This is a genomic window from Actinomycetospora sp. NBRC 106378 (assembly GCF_030269685.1).
Classification (GTDB): domain Bacteria; phylum Actinomycetota; class Actinomycetes; order Mycobacteriales; family Pseudonocardiaceae; genus Actinomycetospora.
The window spans coordinates 1-19,547 of sequence record NZ_BSTT01000024.1; the positions used below are offsets into that span (position 1 = coordinate 1).

General features: G+C 73.6%; 19 protein-coding genes. 15 read left to right on the forward strand and 4 right to left on the reverse strand.

Annotated features, from left to right (window positions below):
- Positions 1 to 161 precede the first annotated feature (161 nt).
- A complete protein-coding gene (locus QSK00_RS29445; protein WP_285596944.1) occupies positions 162 to 1,331 on the reverse strand; it encodes a serine hydrolase domain-containing protein in 1,170 nt (389 codons plus the stop codon).
- A gap of 174 nt (positions 1,332 to 1,505) precedes the next feature.
- On the opposite strand from QSK00_RS29445, the gene QSK00_RS29450 reads away from it, so the two are divergent.
- The 3 genes from QSK00_RS29450 (at position 1,506) to QSK00_RS29460 (ending at position 4,180) form a co-directional block, all read left to right on the forward strand.
- The gene (locus QSK00_RS29450; RefSeq protein WP_285596946.1) at positions 1,506 to 2,297 is read left to right on the forward strand and encodes an alpha/beta fold hydrolase; all 792 of its coding nucleotides are present in this window, start codon (positions 1,506 to 1,508) and stop codon (positions 2,295 to 2,297) included.
- A gap of 87 nt (positions 2,298 to 2,384) precedes the next feature.
- Positions 2,385 to 3,380 (forward strand): GlxA family transcriptional regulator, encoded by a 996-nt coding sequence (locus tag QSK00_RS29455; protein WP_285596950.1) that lies wholly within the window; start codon positions 2,385 to 2,387, stop codon positions 3,378 to 3,380.
- Positions 3,381 to 3,427: 47 nt separating this feature from the next.
- Entirely contained in the window at positions 3,428 to 4,180 is a 753-nt protein-coding gene (locus QSK00_RS29460; RefSeq protein WP_285596952.1) for an HD domain-containing protein, read from the forward strand.
- Positions 4,181 to 4,201: 21 nt separating this feature from the next.
- Here the strand turns inward: QSK00_RS29460 and QSK00_RS29465 are convergent, their stop codons facing one another.
- Together QSK00_RS29465 and QSK00_RS29470 are read right to left on the reverse strand one after the other, a co-directional pair.
- Positions 4,202 to 4,954: an alpha/beta fold hydrolase gene (locus tag QSK00_RS29465; protein WP_285596954.1), complete on the reverse strand. Its 753-nt coding sequence runs from the start codon at positions 4,952 to 4,954 to the stop codon at positions 4,202 to 4,204.
- A 63-nt stretch (positions 4,955 to 5,017) separates the two neighbouring features.
- Complete coding sequence (locus QSK00_RS29470; protein ID WP_285596956.1) at positions 5,018 to 5,734, reverse strand: GntR family transcriptional regulator; 717 nt, start codon at positions 5,732 to 5,734, stop codon at positions 5,018 to 5,020.
- Positions 5,735 to 5,945: 211 nt separating this feature from the next.
- Between QSK00_RS29470 and QSK00_RS29475 the strand changes: the two genes are divergently transcribed.
- The 4 genes from QSK00_RS29475 (at position 5,946) to QSK00_RS29490 (ending at position 9,858) form a co-directional block, all read left to right on the forward strand.
- The gene (locus QSK00_RS29475) at positions 5,946 to 6,899 is read left to right on the forward strand and encodes a substrate-binding domain-containing protein (RefSeq protein ID WP_285596958.1); all 954 of its coding nucleotides are present in this window, start codon (positions 5,946 to 5,948) and stop codon (positions 6,897 to 6,899) included.
- A 79-nt stretch (positions 6,900 to 6,978) separates the two neighbouring features.
- A complete protein-coding gene (locus tag QSK00_RS29480) occupies positions 6,979 to 8,043 on the forward strand; it encodes an ABC transporter permease (RefSeq protein ID WP_285596960.1) in 1,065 nt (354 codons plus the stop codon).
- A gap of 7 nt (positions 8,044 to 8,050) precedes the next feature.
- A complete protein-coding gene (locus QSK00_RS29485; RefSeq protein WP_285596962.1) occupies positions 8,051 to 8,866 on the forward strand; it encodes an ATP-binding cassette domain-containing protein in 816 nt (271 codons plus the stop codon).
- Entirely contained in the window at positions 8,863 to 9,858 is a 996-nt protein-coding gene (locus QSK00_RS29490; protein WP_285596964.1) for a Gfo/Idh/MocA family protein, read from the forward strand. Before QSK00_RS29485 ends, QSK00_RS29490 begins: the two co-directional genes overlap by 4 nt.
- A 28-nt stretch (positions 9,859 to 9,886) precedes the next feature.
- Here the strand turns inward: QSK00_RS29490 and QSK00_RS29495 are convergent, their stop codons facing one another.
- Positions 9,887 to 10,879, reverse strand: a complete 993-nt coding sequence (locus QSK00_RS29495) for a LacI family DNA-binding transcriptional regulator (protein WP_285596966.1) — start codon at positions 10,877 to 10,879, stop codon at positions 9,887 to 9,889.
- A gap of 97 nt (positions 10,880 to 10,976) precedes the next feature.
- Here QSK00_RS29495 and QSK00_RS29500 point away from each other — a divergent pair, with 97 nt between their 5' ends.
- The 8 genes from QSK00_RS29500 to QSK00_RS29535 all read left to right on the forward strand — a co-directional run bounded on the left by QSK00_RS29500 (position 10,977) and on the right by QSK00_RS29535 (position 19,542).
- Positions 10,977 to 12,128, forward strand: coding sequence for a phytanoyl-CoA dioxygenase family protein (locus QSK00_RS29500; protein WP_285596968.1), 1,152 nt, complete (start codon positions 10,977 to 10,979; stop codon positions 12,126 to 12,128).
- Positions 12,125 to 12,892 carry an SDR family oxidoreductase gene (locus QSK00_RS29505; protein ID WP_285596970.1) on the forward strand — a complete coding sequence of 256 codons (768 nt, stop codon included), beginning with the start codon at positions 12,125 to 12,127 and terminating at the stop codon, positions 12,890 to 12,892. Before QSK00_RS29500 ends, QSK00_RS29505 begins: the two co-directional genes overlap by 4 nt.
- Positions 12,893 to 12,908: 16 nt before the next feature.
- Positions 12,909 to 13,904, forward strand: a complete 996-nt coding sequence (locus tag QSK00_RS29510) for a Gfo/Idh/MocA family protein (protein WP_285596971.1) — start codon at positions 12,909 to 12,911, stop codon at positions 13,902 to 13,904.
- On the forward strand, positions 13,901 to 14,761 hold the full coding sequence (locus tag QSK00_RS29515; RefSeq protein WP_285596973.1) for a sugar phosphate isomerase/epimerase family protein: 861 nt from the start codon (positions 13,901 to 13,903) through the stop codon (positions 14,759 to 14,761). The genes QSK00_RS29510 and QSK00_RS29515 overlap by 4 nt, the downstream gene beginning before the upstream one ends.
- Positions 14,758 to 15,537, forward strand: a complete 780-nt coding sequence (locus QSK00_RS29520) for a TIM barrel protein (RefSeq protein ID WP_285596975.1) — start codon at positions 14,758 to 14,760, stop codon at positions 15,535 to 15,537. Before QSK00_RS29515 ends, QSK00_RS29520 begins: the two co-directional genes overlap by 4 nt.
- Positions 15,538 to 15,675: 138 nt before the next feature.
- Positions 15,676 to 17,889 (forward strand): cytochrome P450, encoded by a 2,214-nt coding sequence (locus QSK00_RS29525; protein ID WP_285596977.1) that lies wholly within the window; start codon positions 15,676 to 15,678, stop codon positions 17,887 to 17,889.
- 2 nt (positions 17,890 to 17,891) lie between these two features.
- Positions 17,892 to 18,884 carry a LacI family DNA-binding transcriptional regulator gene (locus tag QSK00_RS29530; RefSeq protein WP_285596979.1) on the forward strand — a complete coding sequence of 331 codons (993 nt, stop codon included), beginning with the start codon at positions 17,892 to 17,894 and terminating at the stop codon, positions 18,882 to 18,884.
- Positions 18,885 to 18,942: 58 nt separating this feature from the next.
- On the forward strand, positions 18,943 to 19,542 hold the full coding sequence (locus QSK00_RS29535) for a DJ-1/PfpI family protein (protein WP_285596981.1): 600 nt from the start codon (positions 18,943 to 18,945) through the stop codon (positions 19,540 to 19,542).
- The last annotated feature ends 5 nt before the right edge of the window (positions 19,543 to 19,547 follow it).

The window sequence follows — 19,547 nt, forward strand, 5'->3', positions numbered from 1 at the left end:
CCCTGTCCTGCCCACAGCCGAGCAGGCTGGTCACCACCGTGACCAACCCACCCAGCGGGCCTGCTCAGTGTCCGCGATGTGCTGAGACATCAACTGTCCTCGATGTCCTGAGCACAGACACCGTGCTCCGGCACGGAAAAGTACTCACGGGCCGGAGGCACCTACAGCGCCGCGTACAGCGCCCGCTCGAAGTCCTCGTAGAGGCCCCACGCCTCGGGCGTGATGAACGGCAGTGAGTTGGTGTAGATCGACGCGCAGACGCCGGTCGTGCGGTCGACGATGAAGTGGGTGTTGAACAGGCCGGCCCACGCCCCGGTCCCGGCGCGGCGGGCGCCGGGCACGTCGACGGTGTTGATCAGCAGGCCGTAGCCCCACGTCCAGCCCGGGCCCAGCGTCAGCGAGTCGGTGGTGGCCGGGTCGGCGGTGGCGATCTCCGTCGGCATCGGGGCGCCGTCGAGCTGGTCGGAGAAGGCCGCGTCGACGGTCTCCTGGCGCAGGATGCGGGCGCCGTCGAGCTCGCCCCCGCGCAGCAGCGCACGCTCGAAACGGATGTAGTCGCGCGGGGTGGAGTGCAGGCCGTGCCCGCCGGCCCACCAGGCCGGGTCGTCGGGCAGGACGTTGCCGATCGAGCCCCAGCTGCCGTCCTCGCCCTTCGCGTGCACCGGCGTCTTGTTCGACTGTCGGGCGTCGTCGAGGGCGAACATCGTCTCGTCCATCCCGAGCGGGCCGGTGATGTTCTCCTTGACCACGACGTCGAGCGTGGTCCCGGCGACGGCCTCGACGACGCGTCCGAGCCAGTCGGTGTTGATGCCGTACTCGAACCGCGTCCCGGGGTCGGCGACCATCGGCGCCTGGAAGGCGGCCATGTCACCGGGCACCACGTTCGGGATGCCGGTCGTCGCCTCGTAGCGCACCAGGTCCTCGTTCCAGAACCAGTAGGTCAGGCCCGAGGTGTGGGTGATCAGCTGCTTCACCGTCGCCTTGGAGGCCGGCTCGCGCAGCTTCGGGGTGTCGCCGTCCCAGCCGTCGAGGACCTGGACGCCGGAGAACTCCGAGACGTAGGACTCCACGGGCGCGTTCAGGTCCAGCAGCCCCTTCTCCATCTGCTGGAGCGCCGCCGTCGTCGCGACCATCTTCGTCATCGACATGATCCGGAAGTGCGTGCTCGTGGAGACGGGCTCGCCGCCGCCCGCGACCCGGTCGCCCGCCGCGCCCTCGTAGATCACGCCGTCCCGGTCGGCCGCGATCGCGGCGACGTGCGGGACGGCGCCGCTCTCCACGGCGGCGGACAGGATCCGGTCGATGCCGGAACCGTCGATCGAGTGCGCCATGGCAGACCTCCATCTGGTTCGGGGGACACGGCCGTCGCCGCGGCTGGGCGCCAGTGTGGCCCGGACCACACCGGAGGGGAACCTTCCCGACGACGGCCGTCGACCGCTGCGCAGCGTCGACCGCGTGCTACGTTAGTTGCGTGTCAGCGAGCAAGTATCTGAGGAGGTAGCCCCGTGCCCCGCACTCCCCTCGTCCTCGTCCACGGCAACCCCGAGTCCGCCGCCGTCTGGGGACCGCTCATCGGAGAGCTCGACCGGGCCGACGCGGTCGTCCTCTCCCCGCCGGGCTTCGGCGTCCCGGCACCCCGCGGCTTCGCCCCGTCGGCCACCGCCTACCGGGACTGGCTCGCCGACCAGCTCGAGCTGTTCCGGGAGCCGGTCGACCTCGTCGGTCACGACTGGGGCGGGATCCACGTCGCCTCCCTGGCCATGAGCCGCCCGGACCTGGTCCGGAGCTGGGCCTCCGACGCCCTCGGCGTGTTCGCCCCGGACTACCGGTGGCACCCGCGGGCCCAGGTGTGGCAGCAGGAGGGACTCGGTGAGGCCTCCGTGCAGGAGTTCTGGGGCGGCGACCTCACGCAACGTCTCGCGGTGACCTCGGCACTCGGGATGACCGGGCGTCCGGCCGAGCGGGTCGCGGCGGGCATGGACCCCGAGATGGGCCGCGCGGTGCTCGCGCTGCTGCGGTCGGCGCGGCAACCGGCCATGGCGGAGGCGGGGCAGCTCCTGCCGGACGCCGCCGCCCGCCCCGGGCTCGCGCTGATCGCGTTGGACGACGTCGAGCGCGCCAGCGGGACGGTGGTGCAGCACGAGTGGGCGGCGCGACGGTCGGGTGCACGGATCGCCCACCTCGAGGGCGTGGGCCACTGGTGGCCCGAGGAGTCCCCGGCACCGGTGGCCGAGGCGCTGCAGGCCTTCTGGGCGGAGCTGCCCGACGTCGACCGGCGCTCGGCGGTCCGCGCCTGACGTGGTCGGTCGGACGGCGCGGACGTGTCCTGATCCTTGGGGTCCGTGTCGTTGTGGACGCCGTGGCGGCGGACCACCATCAGCGACGTGGGCAGCGCAGCGGGCGGGCACCGCGTCGTCGTCGTGGGCTACGCCGGGGCCCTCGGCGTGGAGCTGCTCGCGGTCCGTGACCTGTTCGACCTGGCCTCGGACCTCCAGGTCGGGGACGGCCGCGACCCGGCGTACCGGGTGGAGATCGCCTCCGTCGACGGCGGGCCGATCGACCTCGGGCGCGGGCTCACCCTCGCGGGCGTCCTGTCCCTGGGCGCCGACACCGATCCGATCGACACGCTCGTCGTGATCGGCGGGCTGACCGCACCGGCGATCGCAGCGCGGGAACCCGGGCTCGTCGCCGCCGTCGCGGCGAGCGCGGCGCGCAGCACCCGCGTGGTCTCGGTCTGCACCGGCGCGTTCCTGCTGGCCGCCGCGGGGCTGCTCGACGGCCGCCGCGCGACGACGCACTGGGGCGCCGCGCAGCGACTCGCCGAGGACCACCCCGCCGTGTCGGTCGAGCCGGACGCGATCTACCTGCGCGACGGCGAGGTGTGGACGTCGGCCGGGGTGACCGCCGCGATCGACCTGGTCCTCGCGCTCGTGGAGGAGGACCTCGGGGCCGACCGCGCCGTCGAGGTCGCCCGCCTGGCCGTCGTCTTCCTGCGGCGTCCCGGCGGACAGAGCCAGTTCAGCGTCCACCTGGACCTCCCCCGGACGCGGCGGCGCCCGGTCCGCGACGTGGCGCACCACGTCCTCGCGCACCCCGGCGCCGACCTGTCCCTCGCCGCGCTCGCGGACCACGTCAACCTCAGCCCGCGCCACCTCGCCCGGCTCTTCCGCGCGGAGGTCGGGGTGTCCCTCGGCCACTACGTCGACCGCGTCCGGCTCGACGCCGCCCGTCGGGCCGTCGAGGCCGGCGACCGCCCGCTGGCCGCGGTGGCCGCCGAGACCGGGCTCGGCACGGCGGAGAACCTCCGACGCGTGTTCGTCGCGACGCTCGGCGTCGCGCCGGCGGACTACCGCCGGCGCTTCGGCGCGCCGACCTCCTGACCCGTCCCGACCCGTTCATGCGTCACGATCCCCGAGGAGCACGACCGATGGCCGCACCAGCCGGGATCGACCACACGTGGGCCGAGGCCACCGGGGGCAACCTCGACGGAGCCCGGAAGCGGGCCCTGTTCGCGCCCCTCGCGCGGACGGTGGCGCGCTACCCGGGGCTGCGCCTGCGGCTCGCCCTCGGCCGGCGTGGCGCGGGCGGGATCGACCTGGGCGAGGTCCGCTTCCCGGACACCCGCCTCGCCCGCGACGCGCAGGACACCGCCCGGTCCGACCTCGACGCCTTCCTGCTCGAGCACTCCTACCGGACCTACCTGTTCGCCCTCGCCCTCGCCCGGCTCGACGCGGTCGACGTCGACGAGGAGCTCGCCTTCGTCGCCTCGATGCTGCACGACCTCGACCTCGGTCGACCCACGCCCGGTCGGTGCTTCGCCGTCGTCGGCGCGCAGCGCGCGGAGGAGTTCGCCCGGGCCCGTGACGCCCCGCCGGAGCGGGCGCGTCGGATCGCCGCGGAGATCAGCGGGCACGTCACCGTCGGCGGCTACGAGGATCTGCGCTCCGAGGGCGGCTTCGCCGGCGCCGGTGCGGTGTGCGACCTCCTGGGGCTGCGGCTCGACGAGCTCGCCCCGGAGTGGGTGTCGGACGTGCTGCGGACTCATCCGCGGGACCACTTCAAGCGCGACCTGGTCGCGGCCTGGCGCGCGGAGGGCCGCGCGGTCCCCGACGGGCGCGTCCGGTGGCTCACCCGCTACGGGATGGTGCCGATCCTCATCCACATCGCCCCGCTGCCCTGACCCGACGTCCCCGGGGGCACCTCACCGCACCAGGGGCGCGACGACCTCCGGGTGTTCGAGCGCCAGGAGCGAGCGGGCACGCGGGACGAGGTGGAAGCTCGCCGTCGGGATGGCATCGGCCATGGCGCGCCCGTGCTCCGGCTTCGCCCCGTGGTCGTCCTCGCCGACGACGACCTCGGCGGGCATCGTCAGCCGCGGCAGCTCCGCGAGGTCATCCACCTCGGCCACCCGCGCGAGGCCGTCCGCCCACGACAGGACCGGGGTGCTCTCGACCCGCGTGCGGGCGTACTGCACCGCCGACCCGTTGCGCGCGAGCTGCGCCGGGGTGAACCAGCGGGTGATCGAGACGTCGGCGACGGCGGTGTCCCGGCGCAGGGCCTCGGACAGGTTCGCGAACAGCGGCGAGGGCGAGGCCCGGGGCGCGAGCAGCGACAGCCGCCGGGTCCGGTCGGGGTGGTCGAGCGCGAAGCGCTGTCCGACGACGGCGCCCAGCGAGTGGCCGACGACGTGCGCCGCCGGCACCTCGAGGAGGTCGAGCAGCTCGACGAGGTCCCGCACCATGCAGGCCGTGGGGGGCACGGGGGCGTCGGCGGCGGCGCCGTGGCCCGGCAGGTCGTAGCGGACGACCCGACGGGTCCCGTGCAGGGCCAGGGCGAGTCCGGACCAGTAGTCCAGGTCGAACGGGGTGGCGTGCACCAGCACGACGACCGGGCCCGAGCCCTGGTCCACCAGGCGCGTCGGGACGCCACCGAGCACGACCGTCCGTTCACCCATGGCGAAGATCCCCCCTGGGGACGACCCTACCCAGCTCGCCGGATCGCGGACGCGCGGCACGACCTACTCCACCGCCATCGCCGCGCCCGCCCCGAGATCGAGCTCGAAGGAGTAGCGCGAGGCCCGGTAGAGGTGCGCCCCGAACTCGACGAGGCGCCCCTGGTCGTCCCACGCGGTGCGGGTCATGGTCAGCAGCGGCGCCCCGCGCGGCTCGTCGAGCAGCGCCGCCTCGGCCGTCGTCGCCGCCCGGGCGCCGACCACCTGCGTCGCGGTGACCGGCACGCACCCCGCCTCCCGGAGCAGCTCGTAAAGGCCCCGGTCGCGCAGCATCGCCGTGTCGAGGGCGAGCACGGAGCGGGGCACGACGTTGGTCATCAGCGCCAACGGTTCGTCGCCCGCGAAGCGCAGCCGCTCGAGCATCGTCACCGCGGTCCCCTCGACGATGCCCGAGCGCGCGGCCACGTCCGCGGACGCCGGCCCGACGTCGAGACTCCGTACCTCGGTCCGCGGGGCACCGCCGTGGCGGGCCAGGTCGTCGAACAGGCTGGTGAGCTCCACCTTCCGACGCACCGACGGCGCGACCACCCTCACCCCGGCACCGCGACGGCGGACCAGCACGCCCTGCTCCACGAGGTGCGACACGGCCCGCCGCACGGTGGGCCGCGACACCCGCAGGCGCGTCGCGAGGTCGGCCTCGTTCGGCAGCCTGCCCCCCGGGGGGAGATCACCGTCGGCGATCATCTGCTGCAGATGGAGGGCGGCCTGGAAGTAGAGCGGCACCGGACTACTCCGAACGGGCGGCGTAGCGCGAGACTCCATGTCACTCCCGGAACCCTCGTCGGCACTATGTCCAAACAAAGTATTGACCTGACGAGTGATGGAGCGTACTCCTATCACCGTGGTCGGGGTCACTCCCCGCACGTTCCGCCGCCGGACCCCGCCGACGGCGTCGCACAGAGAGAACTGATGCTCGATGAGGAGTATTCGGAGGGTGCTGGCCGTCGCGGCCGCCGCCGCCGTCGCGCTCACCTTCACCGCCTGTTCCAGCCAGGGCGGCGCGCAGAACCAGGGCCAGGCGACCAGCCAGCGGTTCACCATCGCGATGATCACCCACGAGGCGCCGGGTGACTCCTTCTGGGACAAGATTCGCGCCGGCGCCCAGCAGGCGGCGACCGAGCTCAACGTCGACCTGAAGTACTCGAACAACAACGACGGCGGGCAGCAGGCCACCCTCGTCCAGAACGCGATCGACTCCAAGGTCAACGGCATCGCGGTCACGCTGTCCTACCCCGACCAGGTGGGGCCCGTCGCGCTGAAGGCCGCGCAGGCCGGTATCCCGGTCGTCGGGTTCAACCAGGGCATCGACAACTACACGAAGTACGGCCTGAAGATGTACTTCGGTTCCGACGAGACCCTCGCCGGGCAGAGTGCGGGCCAGCGCCTCACCCAGCTCAACCCGGGCGGCAAGGCCCTCTGCGTCATCCAGGAGCAGGGCTCGGTCGCGCTCGAGACCCGCTGCGCCGGCGTGAAGCAGGCCTACGCCAACACCGAGAACCTGCAGGTCAACGGCACCGACCTGCCGTCGGTGCAGCAGACCATCCAGGCCAAGCTGCAGCAGGACCCGACCATCACCGACGTCGTCACCCTCGGCGCCCCGGTCGCCCTCGCCGCCATGCAGGCCAAGCAGGCCGCCGCGAGCCAGGCCAAGATCGTCACCTTCGACCTCAACGCCGATGTGGCCAAGGCGATCCAGTCCGACCAGATCGCCTTCTCCGTCGACCAGCAGCCCTACGTCCAGGGCTACATGGCCGTGCAGGCGCTCTGGCTGAACCTGTCGAACGGCAACGACCTCGGCGGCGGCAAGCCGGTGCTGACCGGCCCGTCGTTCGTCGACGCCAGCAACATCGGCCCGATCACGCAGTACGCGGAGAAGAACACCCGCTGATCCACCCGGCGCCGGTCCGGCCCCCGGACCGGCGCCGGTCCCCCGTCGTCATGCAGCCCAGTCCCCTTGGAGCCCAGCGATGAGCACCCCCGTCGCGACCCAGTCCCCGCCCACCCCGAGCAGCCCGGACGGACCGGTCCGCGTGGAGCGCTCGCTGGGCGCCCGCGTCCTCGGCCGCCCGGAGATCGGCGCGTTCGCGGCGGCGGTGGTCATCTTCGTCTTCTTCTTCGTCATCGCCCCGCCCTTCCGCACGCCCGAGGCCCTCTCGACGATCCTGTACTCGGCCTCCACGATCGGCATCGTCGCTCTCGGCGTCGCCCTGCTGATGATCGGCGGCGAGTTCGACCTGTCGTCGGGCGTGGCGGTCACCACGAGCGCCCTGGCCTCGGCGATGCTCTCCTACCAGCTCTCGCTCAACGTCTGGGTCGGCGTGATCGTCAGCCTGGTCATCTCGCTCGCGATCGGCGCCCTGAACGGCTGGCTGCTGGTCAAGACCAAGCTCCCGAGCTTCCTCATCACCCTCTCGACGTTCTTCGTCCTGCAGGGCGTGAACCTCGGCGTCACGAAGCTCGTCACGGGCACCGTCGCCACCACGAACATCAACCAGCTCGACGGGTTCGCGTCCGCCCGCACGATCTTCGCGGGCGACATCCCGCTCGGGTTCATGACGCTCAAGGCGTCGGTGATCTGGTGGCTCGTGTTCGTCGCCGTCGCCACCTGGATCCTGCTCCGCACCCGCACCGGCAACTGGATCTTCGCGGTCGGCGGCAACCAGGACTCCGCCCGCGCGGTCGGTGTCCCGGTCGCTAAGGTCAAGATCGGCCTGTTCATGGGCGTCGCGTTCATGGCCTGGTTCCTCGGCCAGCACCTGCTGATGAACTTCTCGACGGTGCAGGCGGGCCTCGGCGTCGGCAACGAGCTGATCTACATCGTCGCGGCCGTCGTCGGCGGCGCGCTGCTCACCGGTGGGTTCGGCTCCGCCATCGGCGCCGCCATCGGCGCGTTCATCTTCGGGATGACGACGCAGGGCATCGTCTACGCCGGCTGGGACCCGAACTGGTTCAAGACCTTCCTCGGCGTGATGCTCCTGCTCGCCGTGCTCGTGAACCTGTACATCAAGAACTCCGCCTCGAAGCGCAAGTGAGGGCGTCATGACCGACACGATCGCCGAGCACGCCTCGCACGACCTGACCGCCGGCACCCCGCTCGTCGCCATGAGCGGGGTGGGCAAGACCTACGGCGCCATCCGCGCCCTCGAGGGCGTCGACCTCACCGTCCGCGCCGGCGAGGTGACCTGCGTCCTCGGCGACAACGGTGCCGGCAAGTCCACCCTGATCAAGATCATGTCCGGGCTGCACCCGCACTCCGAGGGCACGCTCACCGTCGACGGCGGCGAGGTCCGCTTCGGGTCGCCGCGCGAGTCCCTCGACCGCGGCATCGCCACCGTCTACCAGGACCTCGCCGTCGTCTCCCTGATGGAGGTCTGGCGCAACTTCTTCCTCGGCTCGGAGCTGCGCAGGGGCAACTTCCCGCTCGCGCCGCTCGACATCGGGAAGATGCGCGAGATCGCGGACGCCGAGCTCAAGAAGATGGGCATCCACGTCAAGGACATCAACCAGCCGATCGGCACGCTCTCCGGCGGTCAGCGCCAGTGCGTCGCCATCGCCCGCGCCGTGTACTTCGGCGCCCGGGTGCTCATCCTCGACGAGCCGACCGCCGCGCTCGGTGTGAAGCAGTCCGGCGTGGTGCTGAAGTACACGGCCGCGGCGCGCGACGCCGGCCTCGGGGTCGTGTTCATCACCCACAACCCGCACCACGCCTACATGGTCGGCGACCACTTCATCATCCTGAAGCTGGGCCGCCGGGTGCTCGACCGGACGCGCGCCGAGGTCTCGCTCGAGGAGCTCACCGCCGAGATGGCCGGCGGCCAGGAGCTCGCGGAGCTCTCCCACGAGCTGCAGCGGTGAGCTCACCGCTCCGGTTCGGCGTGCTCGGCGCGGCCCGCATCGCGGCCGTCGCGCTCGCCGGACCCGCGGCGACGACGGGCGACCGTCTCGTCGCCGTCGCCGCCCGGGACCGCGGGCGGGCCGGGGCGTTCGCGGCCGAGCACGGCGTCGAGCGGGTGCACGACACCTACGACGACGTGCTCGCCGACCCCGAGGTCGAGGTCGTCTACGTCCCGCTCGCCAACGGCCTGCACGGCCGGTGGACCCGGGCCGCGATCGAGGCCGGCAAGCACGTGCTGGTCGAGAAGCCGTTCGCGTCGAACGGGGCCGAGGCCCGCGAGGTGGCCGACGCCGCGCGGGCGGCCGGTGTGGTCGTCGTCGAGGCGTTCCACCACCTGCACCACCCGGTGACCCGGCGGCTCGTGGACCTGCTGCCCGAGCTCGGGGAGCTGCGGCGGATCGAGACCGTGTTCCGGATGCCGGCCCCGCCCGACGACGACCCGCGCTGGTCGCTCGACCTCGCCGGCGGCGCCGTGATGGACCTCGGCTGCTACGCGCTGCACCTGCAGCGGGGGCTGGCGGCCGCCGAACCCGTCGTCGTGGCCGCGACCGGGACCGAGCGTTCGCCGGGGGTCGACGCGGCGATGACCGCGGACCTCGCGTTCGCCTCCGGGGTCACGGGACGCGCCTCCTGCGACATGGCGGCCGACTCGTGGACGATCACCGCCCGCGTCGTGGGCACCCGCGGCGAGGCGACCGCACTGAACGTGGTGCTGCCGCACCAGGACGACCGGATCGTCGTCACCGTCGACGGGGAGGAGCGCACCGAGCACCTCGGCACCCGCTCGACCTACACCTACCAGCTCGAGGCGCTCCGGGCCCATCTGCGCGACGGTGCCGCGTTCCCGCTCGACCTCGACGACGCCATCGCGCAGGCCGAGCTGGTCGATGCGGTCTACGCCGCCGCCGGGTTCCCGCCGCGGCCGCGGACGGAGCCGGTCACCGCGTCGTGATCCCGGACGCGCGGCACCCTCGCGCACTCTAGGTGCGCGAGAGTGCCCCTCGCTCGTTCTCGGGAGGCCCCGTCGTCCCCCGCACGACCAGGCGCGGGGCGAGCACGACCTCCGCGGGCCCGACCCGCCCGTCGAGCCGTGTCGTCACCAGGTCGAGAGCGTGCTCGACGAGGGCCGGGACGTCCTGGCTGACGGTCGTGAGGTCGACGTGGGCGAGCCGGGAGAGCGGACTGTCGTCGAAACCGGCGACGGAGACGTCGTGGGGCACCCGCACCCCGGCGCGGACGAGGGCGTCGAGCAGCCCGACAGCGGCGCGGTCGTTGAACGTCGTCACCGCCGTCGCCGACCCGAGGCCCGCCCGGGCCGCGGCGCCCTCGGCCTCCCCGTGCCCGCCGCGCACCACCCGCGGTTCCAGGCCCGCCGCCGCCATCGCCCGCTCGTAGCCCCGGCGCCGGTCGGCCGCGACCTCCCCCGCCCCGCCGTCGACGTGCACCACGGCGCGGTGGCCGAGCGCGAGGAGATGCTCGGTCGCCTCGCGCGCGCCCCGCTCGTCGTCGACCCGGACGCTGTCGACCCCGCTCGCCCGGCCACTGACCGCCACCACTGGCACCTGGCGGTCGAGCTCGACGAGCTGCGCGGGCGGGCTCGTGGTGCCGAGCAGCAGGAGTGCCTCGCACCGGGAGTCCACGAGGGTCTCCACCGCCCGGCCCTCGTCGCGGGCCGGGCTGCGCGCGCCGATGAGCAGGTCGAACCCGCGCTGCGCCGACGCGGCGAGCAGCTCCTCGACCAGCTCGGAGTGGAACGTCGAGCGCACGTCGGAGACGACGCCGAGCATCCCGGAGCGGCGGCGCGCGAGCAGGCTGGCCGCCCGGTCGGGCCGGTAGCCGAGCTGCTCCGCGGCCGCCAGGACCCGCTCCCGGGTCGCCTCGCTCGGACCTGGCGCGCCCCGCAGCACGAGCGACACCGAGGCGGTCGAGCACCCGGCCGCCGCGGCGACGTCGGCGAGCCTCGGTCGACCCATCGCTCCTCCGAACTTTGTCTTGACATGAAATCCCGTGAGCGCGGACACTCATCGTGCACCTTAAAGCGCTTTAAGGCCTGGCAGGAGGAGCCCGACGATGACGTCGCTCGCCACCCCGACGTGGCTCGACCCGGCCGACGCGCGGGTCGAGGGCCTGCGCGCGCACGTCGAGCGCGGCACCGACCCGGCCGCCCACCCGCGTGCGCGGGCGATCCGCTCCGGGGTGCCGGTCTACGACGCAGCCGACCTCCTCGCCGACGACCGCCGCGGCGTCCAGGCCGAGCTCGTCGCGACCCTGCTCGACGGGGCGGGCATCGTCGTCATCGCAGGGGCCTTCGAGCGGTCGGTCCTCGACGCGGCGACCGCCGAGTTCCGCGCGATGATCGCCGAGCAGCGCGCCTCGGGTGCGGTCGCGGGCGACCACTTCGCGACGCCCGGCGCCAACGACCGCATCTGGAACGCCGCCGAGAAGCTCGCCCTGCGCGCGCCCGGGGTGTTCGCCGCCTACTACGCGAACCCGGCCCTCGCGCTGGTGTGCGAGGCCTGGCTCGGCCCCGGCTACCAGGTGACCTCGCAGGTCAACCAGGTCAATCCCGGCGGCGCGGCCCAGAGCCCGCACCGCGACTACCACCTCGGGTTCATGGACGCGGCCGGCGCCGCCCGCTACCCCGCGCACGCCCACCGCCTCTCCCCCGCGCTCACGCTGCAGGGCGCGGTGGCGCACGGCGACATGCCCGTCGAGTCCGGCCCGACGATGTACCTGCCGGGCTCGCAGACCTACCCGCACGGCTACCTCGTCGCCGACCGCGAGGACTTCCGGGCCTTCTTCGCCGAGCACCACGTGCAGCTGCCGCTCGCCGCCGGCGACGCCGTGTTCTTCAACCCCGCGCTCCTGCACGGCGCCGGCCACAACCGGACGGCCGACGTCCACCGCCTCGCCAACCTGCTCCAGGTCTCGTCGGCCTTCGGCCGCGCCATGGAGAGCTGCGACCGGGCCGCGATGGCGCGGGCGGTCTTCCCGGCGCTGTTTTCCCTTCCCGACGACGGCTCGCTCGAGAACGCGGTCGCCGCTACCGCCGAGGGCTACGCGTTCCCGACCGACCTGGACGCCGACCCGCCGGTCGACGGTCTCGCGCCGCCCTCGCCCGCGGCCGTGCTGCTGCGGGCGGTGCGTGAGCGGTGGTCGGTGGAGCGGCTCGACGACGCGATCGCCGGTCAGACCTCCCGACGTCGGGGTGTGGTCGCGTGAGCGGGCTGCTGGCGGACCGGGTGGTCCTCGTCGTCGGGGGCACCTCCGGCGTCGGCGCGGCCGTCGCGCGCGTCGCCCTCCGGGAGGGGGCGACGGTGGCCGTCGCGGGCCGTCGTCGGGACCACGGGGAGAAGGTCGCGGCCGACCTCGGGGCGATGATGTTCGTCCCCTGCGACGTCGCCGACGTCGAGGCCTGCCGCGCGGTGGTGGCGACGGTCGTCGCCGCGTTCGGCCGCATCGACGGACTCGTCACCGCGGCCGGCCTGACCGACCGCGGCTCGCTGCTCGACACCACCCCGGAGCTCTTCGACGCCCAGATCGCGGTGAACCTGCGCGGCCCGTTCTTCCTGATGCAGGCCGCCGTCGCCGACATGGTCCGGCGCGGCGAGCCGGGTGCGATCGTGAACGTCGGCTCGGAGGCGTCCCGGGGCGGCGCGCCGGTCCTCGCCCCGTACGCCGCGGCCAAGGGCGGTCTCGCGACGCTCACCCGCAACGCCGCGCACGCCCACCGCTTCGACCGGATCCGGATCAACCAGCTCGACATCGGCTGGACGGCCACCGAGGGCGAGGACGCCACCCAGCGGCGGTTCCACGGCGCGGGCGACGACTGGCGGACCCGGGCCGGTGCCGACCTCCCCGCCGGCCGGCTGGCCGCTCCGGAGGACGCCGCCGAGATGGTCCTCCTCCTGCTCTCCGACCGCTCCGGTGTGGTCACCGGGTCGGTCATCGACTGGGACCAGCAGGTCCCGGGCGCCCACGACTGAGAGAGGCATTCCCACCGTGAAGATCGGACTCATCGGCCTCGGGCGGATCGGGGCCTTCCACGCGCAGACGTTGCGCGGGATCGTCGACGAGCTCGTCGTCACCGACGCCCGTCCCGACGTGACCGCGGCGGTCGCGGCCGAGGTCGGGGCGCAGGCGGTCGACTCCCCGGAGGACGTGTTCGCCGCCGGCGTCGACGGCGTCGTCATCGCCGCGGCGACCCCGGCCCACCCGGAGCTGCTGCTCGCAGCCGTCGACGCGGGGCTCCCCACCTTCTGCGAGAAGCCCCTCGCCGGCCGGATCGACGACGCGCTCGACGTCGCGGCGAAGCTCGCGGGCCGCGACGACCGGGTGCAGATCGGCTACCCGCGGCGCTTCGACGCGGGCTACACCACGGCACGTGCCGCGGTGCAGGACGGCGCGCTCGGCCGCGTCCACACCGTGCGCGCGACGACGCTGGACCCGGCGCCGCCGCCCGTGGAGTACGTGCGGGTTTCCGGCGGCATCTTCCGCGACTGCTCCGTGCACGACTTCGACGCGATCCGCTGGGTCACCGGCCGCGAGGTCGTCGAGGTGTTCGCCACCGGCGACGCGCACGGCGACCCGGTCTTCGCCGAGGTCGGCGACGTCTCGACGGCGGCGGTCCTGCTGACCCTCGACGACGGCTCGCAGGCGCTCGTCTCCAACACCCGCTACAACCCGCGCGGCTACGACGTGCGGATGGAGCTGCACGGCGACCGCGACTCGCTCGCGGTCGGCCTCGACGACGGGCTGCCGCTGCGCTCGGCCGAGCCCGGCGTGACCTTCCCGGCCGGCACGCCGCACGCCTTCTTCATGGACCGGCTCGCGCCCGCCTTCCGCGCGGAGCTGACGGCCTTCACCGAGCTCGTGGCGGGGACGCGGCCGACGCCGTGTTCCGTCGCCGACGCCATGGCCGCCGGCTGGATCGCCGAGGCCGCCACCCTGTCCCTGCACGAGCACCGTCCGGTGCGGATCGACGAGGTCCAGCGATGAAGATTGCCGGTGCGCCCATCTCCTGGGGCGTCTGCGAGGTCCCCGGCTGGGGCTACCAGCTCGAGCCGAAGCGCGTGCTCTCCGAGATGCGCGAGGTCGGCCTGTCGGCCACCGAGTTCGGGCCCGACGGGTTCCTGCCCGACGACGCTGCGGCCAAGGCGGCGACGTTGGCGGAGTACGACCTGCACGCCGTCGGCGGATTCACCCCGACGCTGCTGCACGTCCCGGACCACGACCCGGTACCCGGCGTCGAGGCGCTCCTCGCGAGCTACGACGCGGCGCACGCCGGGACGCTCGTGCTCTCCGCCGACTCCGGCGGCGCGGGCTACGACTCGCGGCCCGAGCTCGACGCGGCCGGCTGGTCGCTGCTGCTGGGCAACCTCGACCGGATCGCCGCGGTCGCCGCAACACGAGGCGTCGAGGCGGTGCTGCACCCGCACGTCGGGACGATGGTGGAGAACACCGACGACGTGCAGCGGGTGCTCGCCGGCTCGTCCATCGGGTTGTGCCTGGACACCGGACACCTGCTCATCGGCGGCACCGACCCTGCCGACATCACCCGCCAGGCGCCGGAGCGCGTGGCGCACACGCACCTCAAGGACGTCGACCTGACCCTTGCGCGCCAGGTGCAGGACGGCCGGCTGACCTACACCGAGGCCGTGTCGCGCGGGATGTACCGGCCGCTGGGGTCGGGCGACGTGAACCTGACGGCGGTGCTGTCCGACCTGGCCGCCCGCGGCTACGACGGCTGGTACGTCCTGGAGCAGGACACGATCCTGTCCGAGGAACCGTCCGGCGTCGGGCCGGTCGCGGACGTGGCCGCGAGCGTCGAGCACCTGCGCTCGGTGCTGGGGTGAGCCGGTTCGAGCTCGCCGCCTGCGCGGAGATGCTCTACCTGGACCTGCCGTTCGCCGACCGGGTCCGGCGGTTGCACGAGCGCGGGTTCGCCGTCGAGATCTGGAACTGGGCGACGAAGGACGTCGACGACCTGACGGCCACCGGCGCCCGGTTCTCCTCGATGACCGGATACCTCACCGGGTCGCTGACCGACCCCGACGGCATCGCCGAACTGCTCTCCTCGGCGCGCCGGTCGCTGGAGGTCGCGGCGAAGCTCGACTGCCCGCGCCTGAACCTGCACGGCACCGGGCTCGACGGGCAGGGGCTGCCGGTGGTGCCGGTCGAGGTCGTGACACCGCGGATGTGGTTGACCGCGGCCGACACGCTGCGCCGGATCGCGGAGCTCGGCGCCGAGGCCGGTCGGGTGTTCACGCTCGAGAACCTCAACCTCGACGTGGACCACCCGGGGGTGCCGTTCGCGCGCGCGGCGGACACGCTGGAGCTGGTCCGGGCCGTGGACTCGCCGCACGTCCGGCTCAACCTCGACCTCTACCACGCCCAGATCGGCGAGGGGAACCTGATCGCCCTGCTCGACGAGGCCCTGCCCTTCGTCGGCGAGATCCAGGTCGCGGACGTCCCGGGGCGGTGCGAACCGGGCACCGGCGAGATCCTCTACCCCGCGATCGCCCGGGCCCTGGCCGACCGGGGCTACACCGGCGTGGTCGGGCTCGAGGGCTGGGCCAGCGGTGACCCCGAGGCGGCGCTGGACGCGTTCGAGGCTGCCTTCACGGTCTGACCCACGCGACCCGTCCTGCCGGCACACAGGCCCGCCGACCTCGGTCGGCGGGCTTTCCTCTTTTGTCTGTACATGTCCTTTAGAGCGCTCTAAACTCGCTGCGAACCGCACCGCCGCTCCATCCACCGGAGGACCCCGATGGCCGCACCCACCGCCGTCGAGTACGACCCGTTCGACCCGACCTTCTACACGGCCGACCCGTTCGGGACGTACCGGTGGATGCGGGACGAGGCGCCGGTCTACTGGTCGGAGCGCTGGCAGTGGTTCGCCCTCACGCGCTTCGACGACGTCCGCGCCGCGATCACCGACGCGGACACGTTCCGCAGCTTCGAGGGCATGGACATCGACGACTCGCGCCTCGAGCAGGTGCCGCCGGGGTCCATCGGCAGCATGGACAACCCGCGGCACGACCAGGTGCGTCAGGTCGTCCAGCCCTACTTCGTGCCGCGGCGGATCGCGAACATGGAGTCGGGGATCCGGACCGTCGTCCGCGAGCTGGTCGCGAACCTGCGCGGCCGCGACCGGTTCGACCTCGCCGACGAGCTCGCCTGGCCGATGCCCTTCGACGTGTTCTTCCACCTCATGGGCTTCCCCGGCCGCGCCGACGCCACGGCCGAGCAGCTCGCCCGTCGCGACCAGCTCGAGCGTTGGACCCACGAGCTCAAGGAGCGCATCCCCGGGACGCCGCACCTCGGGCCGAAGGCCAAGGCCGCGACGGCCGGCGTCCAGCATTACTTCATCGACGTGCTGAACGAGCGGCGCCGCGAGCACCGCGACGACCTGCTCACGAAGATGGTCACGGCCGACATCGACGGCACCCCGTTCGTCCCCGACGAGATCACGCCGGTCTCCGAGGTCAGCGGCCTCATGACGATCCTCTTCCTCGGCGGCGTCGAGTCCACCGCGGGCCTGACCGGCACGCTGTTCAAGCTGCTCGCCGAGAACCCCGACCAGCGCGCGCTGCTGCAGGCCGACCCGTCGCTCGTCCCGGCCGCGATCGAGGAGGCGATGCGCTGGGCGACCCCCCTGCAGCTCACCGCCCGCACCACCTCTCGCGAGGTCACGCTGCACGGCGTCACGATGCCGAAGGGCGCGCGCGTCGTGCTCGTCCCCGGCGCCGCCAACCGCGACGAGCGCCGCTACCCCGACCCCGACCGCTTCGACATCACCCGCCCGCCCGGCCGCCACGTGGGCTTCGGCGAGGGCGTCCACGGCTGCCTCGGCGCACCGCTCGCGCGGCTCGAGGCGCGCATCGCGCTCGAGGAGGCGCTGCCGCTGCTCGGCGACTACGAGCTCGACGGCGAGCCGACCTTCTACCCGAGCTCGCCGAACATGTACGTCTGGAAGCACCTGCCGATCCGGACGCCGGGCCCGACCGCCCCCGTCGCCCCGACCCGGCGTCGGGAAGGCGCCACGGAACTCGAGGCGCTCGTCGTCGGGAAGGAGGAGGTGTCCGACGGCGTCGTCACGCTCTCGCTCTCCCTTCCCGACGGCGGGTCGTTCCCGGCCTGGCAGCCGGGCGCACACACCGACCTGCTCCTCGACGGCGTCCCACCGCGGCAGTACTCGTTGTGCGGCTCGCCGGAGGAGGAGCAGACCTGGCGGTTGGGCATCCTGCGCGAGGCCGACGGACGGGGCACCTCGCGGCACGTGCACGACACCCTGCAGGTCGGTGACCGGGTCCGCGTCCGCGGGCCGCGCAACAACTTCCCGCTCGCGGCCTCGCAGCGCTACCTCTTCGTCGCGGGCGGCATCGGGATCACCGCTCTGCTGCCGATGATCGCCGCCGCGCACGCGGCCGGCGCGGACTGGCACCTCGTCTACGGCGGGCGACAGCGCGCGTCGATGGCGTTCCTCGACGAGCTGGCGCGCTACGGGGACCGGGTGACGGTGGCGCCGCAGGACGAGGTCGGACTGCTCGACCTCGACACGCTGCTGGGGACGCCCCGCGAGGACACGTTGGTCTACTGCTGCGGACCGGAGCCGCTGCTCGCGGCGGTCGAGGACCGGTGCACGAGCTGGCCGGCGGGCGCCCTGCACGTCGAGCGGTTCAGCCCGAAGCCGATCGGCGAGCCGCTGCGGGCCGAGGCGTTCACCGTGGAGCTGGCCCGGACGGGCGTGACGCTGGACGTGCCCCCGGAGCGCTCGGTGCTCGAGGTCGTGGAGGAGGCCGGAGCGACCGTCGTCTCGTCGTGCGCCGAGGGCACCTGCGGCACGTGCGAGACCCGCGTGCTCGACGGGGTGCCCGACCACCGCGACTCGGTGCTCGACGCGGCGGAGCGGTCGCGCAACGATTGCATGATGATCTGCGTGTCCCGCTCGTGCACCGCGTCGCTGCGGCTCGACCTCTAGTCGTGTCGCGGCGCATCCGGCTCGAGGACGTCGCCGCCGAGGTCGGGCTGTCCCGCGCGTCGGTGTCGATGGTGATGCGCGGTGCGCCGGGGCCCTCGGCCGACACCGTGGAGCGGGTGCTCGCCGCGGCCGACCGGCTGGGCTACCGGCCGGACCGTGCCGCGAGCGCCCTGGCCTCCCGCCGCAGTCGGATGATCGGCGTCGTGCTGGAGGTCCGCTCGACCTTCCACGCGGAGCTCGCCGAGGAGATGCTCGCGGCCGCCGACCGCATCGGCTACGACCTCCTCCTCGGGCCCCGCACCCCGCATCGCGACGAGGCGCGCGCCGTCGAGTCGCTCCTCGACTCCCGTTGCGAGGCGCTCGTGCTCATCGGTACCGAGGCCCCGGTCGAGCGGTTGGTGGCGCTGGACCGGCAGGTCCCGGTGGTCACGGTCGGCCGCCGGATGCCCGGGGCGACGCTCGACGTGGTGCGGCTCGACGACGAGTCGGGGGTGTCCGGGCTGGTCAGGCACATGGTCGGACTCGGGCACCGGCGGATCGCCTACGTCCGGGGCCACGATGCCGTCATCGCCGCCGACCGCGAGGCCGGGTACCGGCGGGCGATGAGCGAGGCGGGCCTCGAGCCGCACGTCGTCGCCGGCGGGAAGGACGCCGAGGACGGGGTGGCGAGTGCCCGGTCGATGCTTGCGGAGGCCCTGCCCACGGCCGTCCTGCTGTTCAACGACCAGGCCGCGATCGGCTTCATGTCCGAGCTGGCGCGCGCGGGCGTCGACGTCCCCGCGCAGGTGTCGGTGGCCGGGTTCGACGACTCGCCGCTCGCCCGGCTGGGACCGGTCGCGCTGACGACCGTGCACCAGGACGTGCCCGGCCTGACCCGCCACACGCTCGAGCTGATCGGCGAACGCCTCGACGGGGGCCGGAGCGCGCGCCGGGAGGTCGTGATCACGCCGGAGGTCGTGGTGCGGGCATCGACGGCCGAGGTGGCAGGAATCTGAGGATTCTCGTCGTTCCTGCCACTCGTTCCCGACGACGGGTGCGGCCAGGCTGGATGCCATGCGGATCGAGATCGTGGTGTTCGACGGCTTCGACGACCTGGACGCGTTCGGCCCTCACGAGGTGTTCTCCCACGCGTCGAACCGGCTGGACGGCTGGTCGTCGACGCTGGTCGGGGTGGATGTACCCGGCACGGTGACCAGTGCGCACGGGGTCGTTCTGACGGTCGCCGAGGTGCTCGGCGAGCCCGACCTCGTCGTCGTGCCGGGCGGCGGGTGGTTCACCCCCGGGGCCGGGGCGCGGGCGGTGGCCGACCGGGGGGTGCTGCCGGGGCGCGTCCGGGAGCTGTCCGAGCGCGGCGCGATCGTCGCCTCCGTGTGCACCGGCGCGATGATCCTGGCGACCGGTGGGCTGACCACCGGACGACCCGCCGTCACGCACCCGAGCGCGATGGACGCGCTCGAGGAGTCGGGCGCGCTGGTCCGTCGGGACGCACGGGTCGTCGACGACGGGAACCTCGTCACCGGCGGAGGCGTCACGAGCGGGATCGACCTCGCGCTGCACCTCGTCGCGCGCGAGGCCGACCCGGAGGCGGCCCGGACCGTCGCGGCGCACATGGTCTATCCGCTGCAGGTCGAGCTGCCGGTGGCCGCCCACTGACCGGA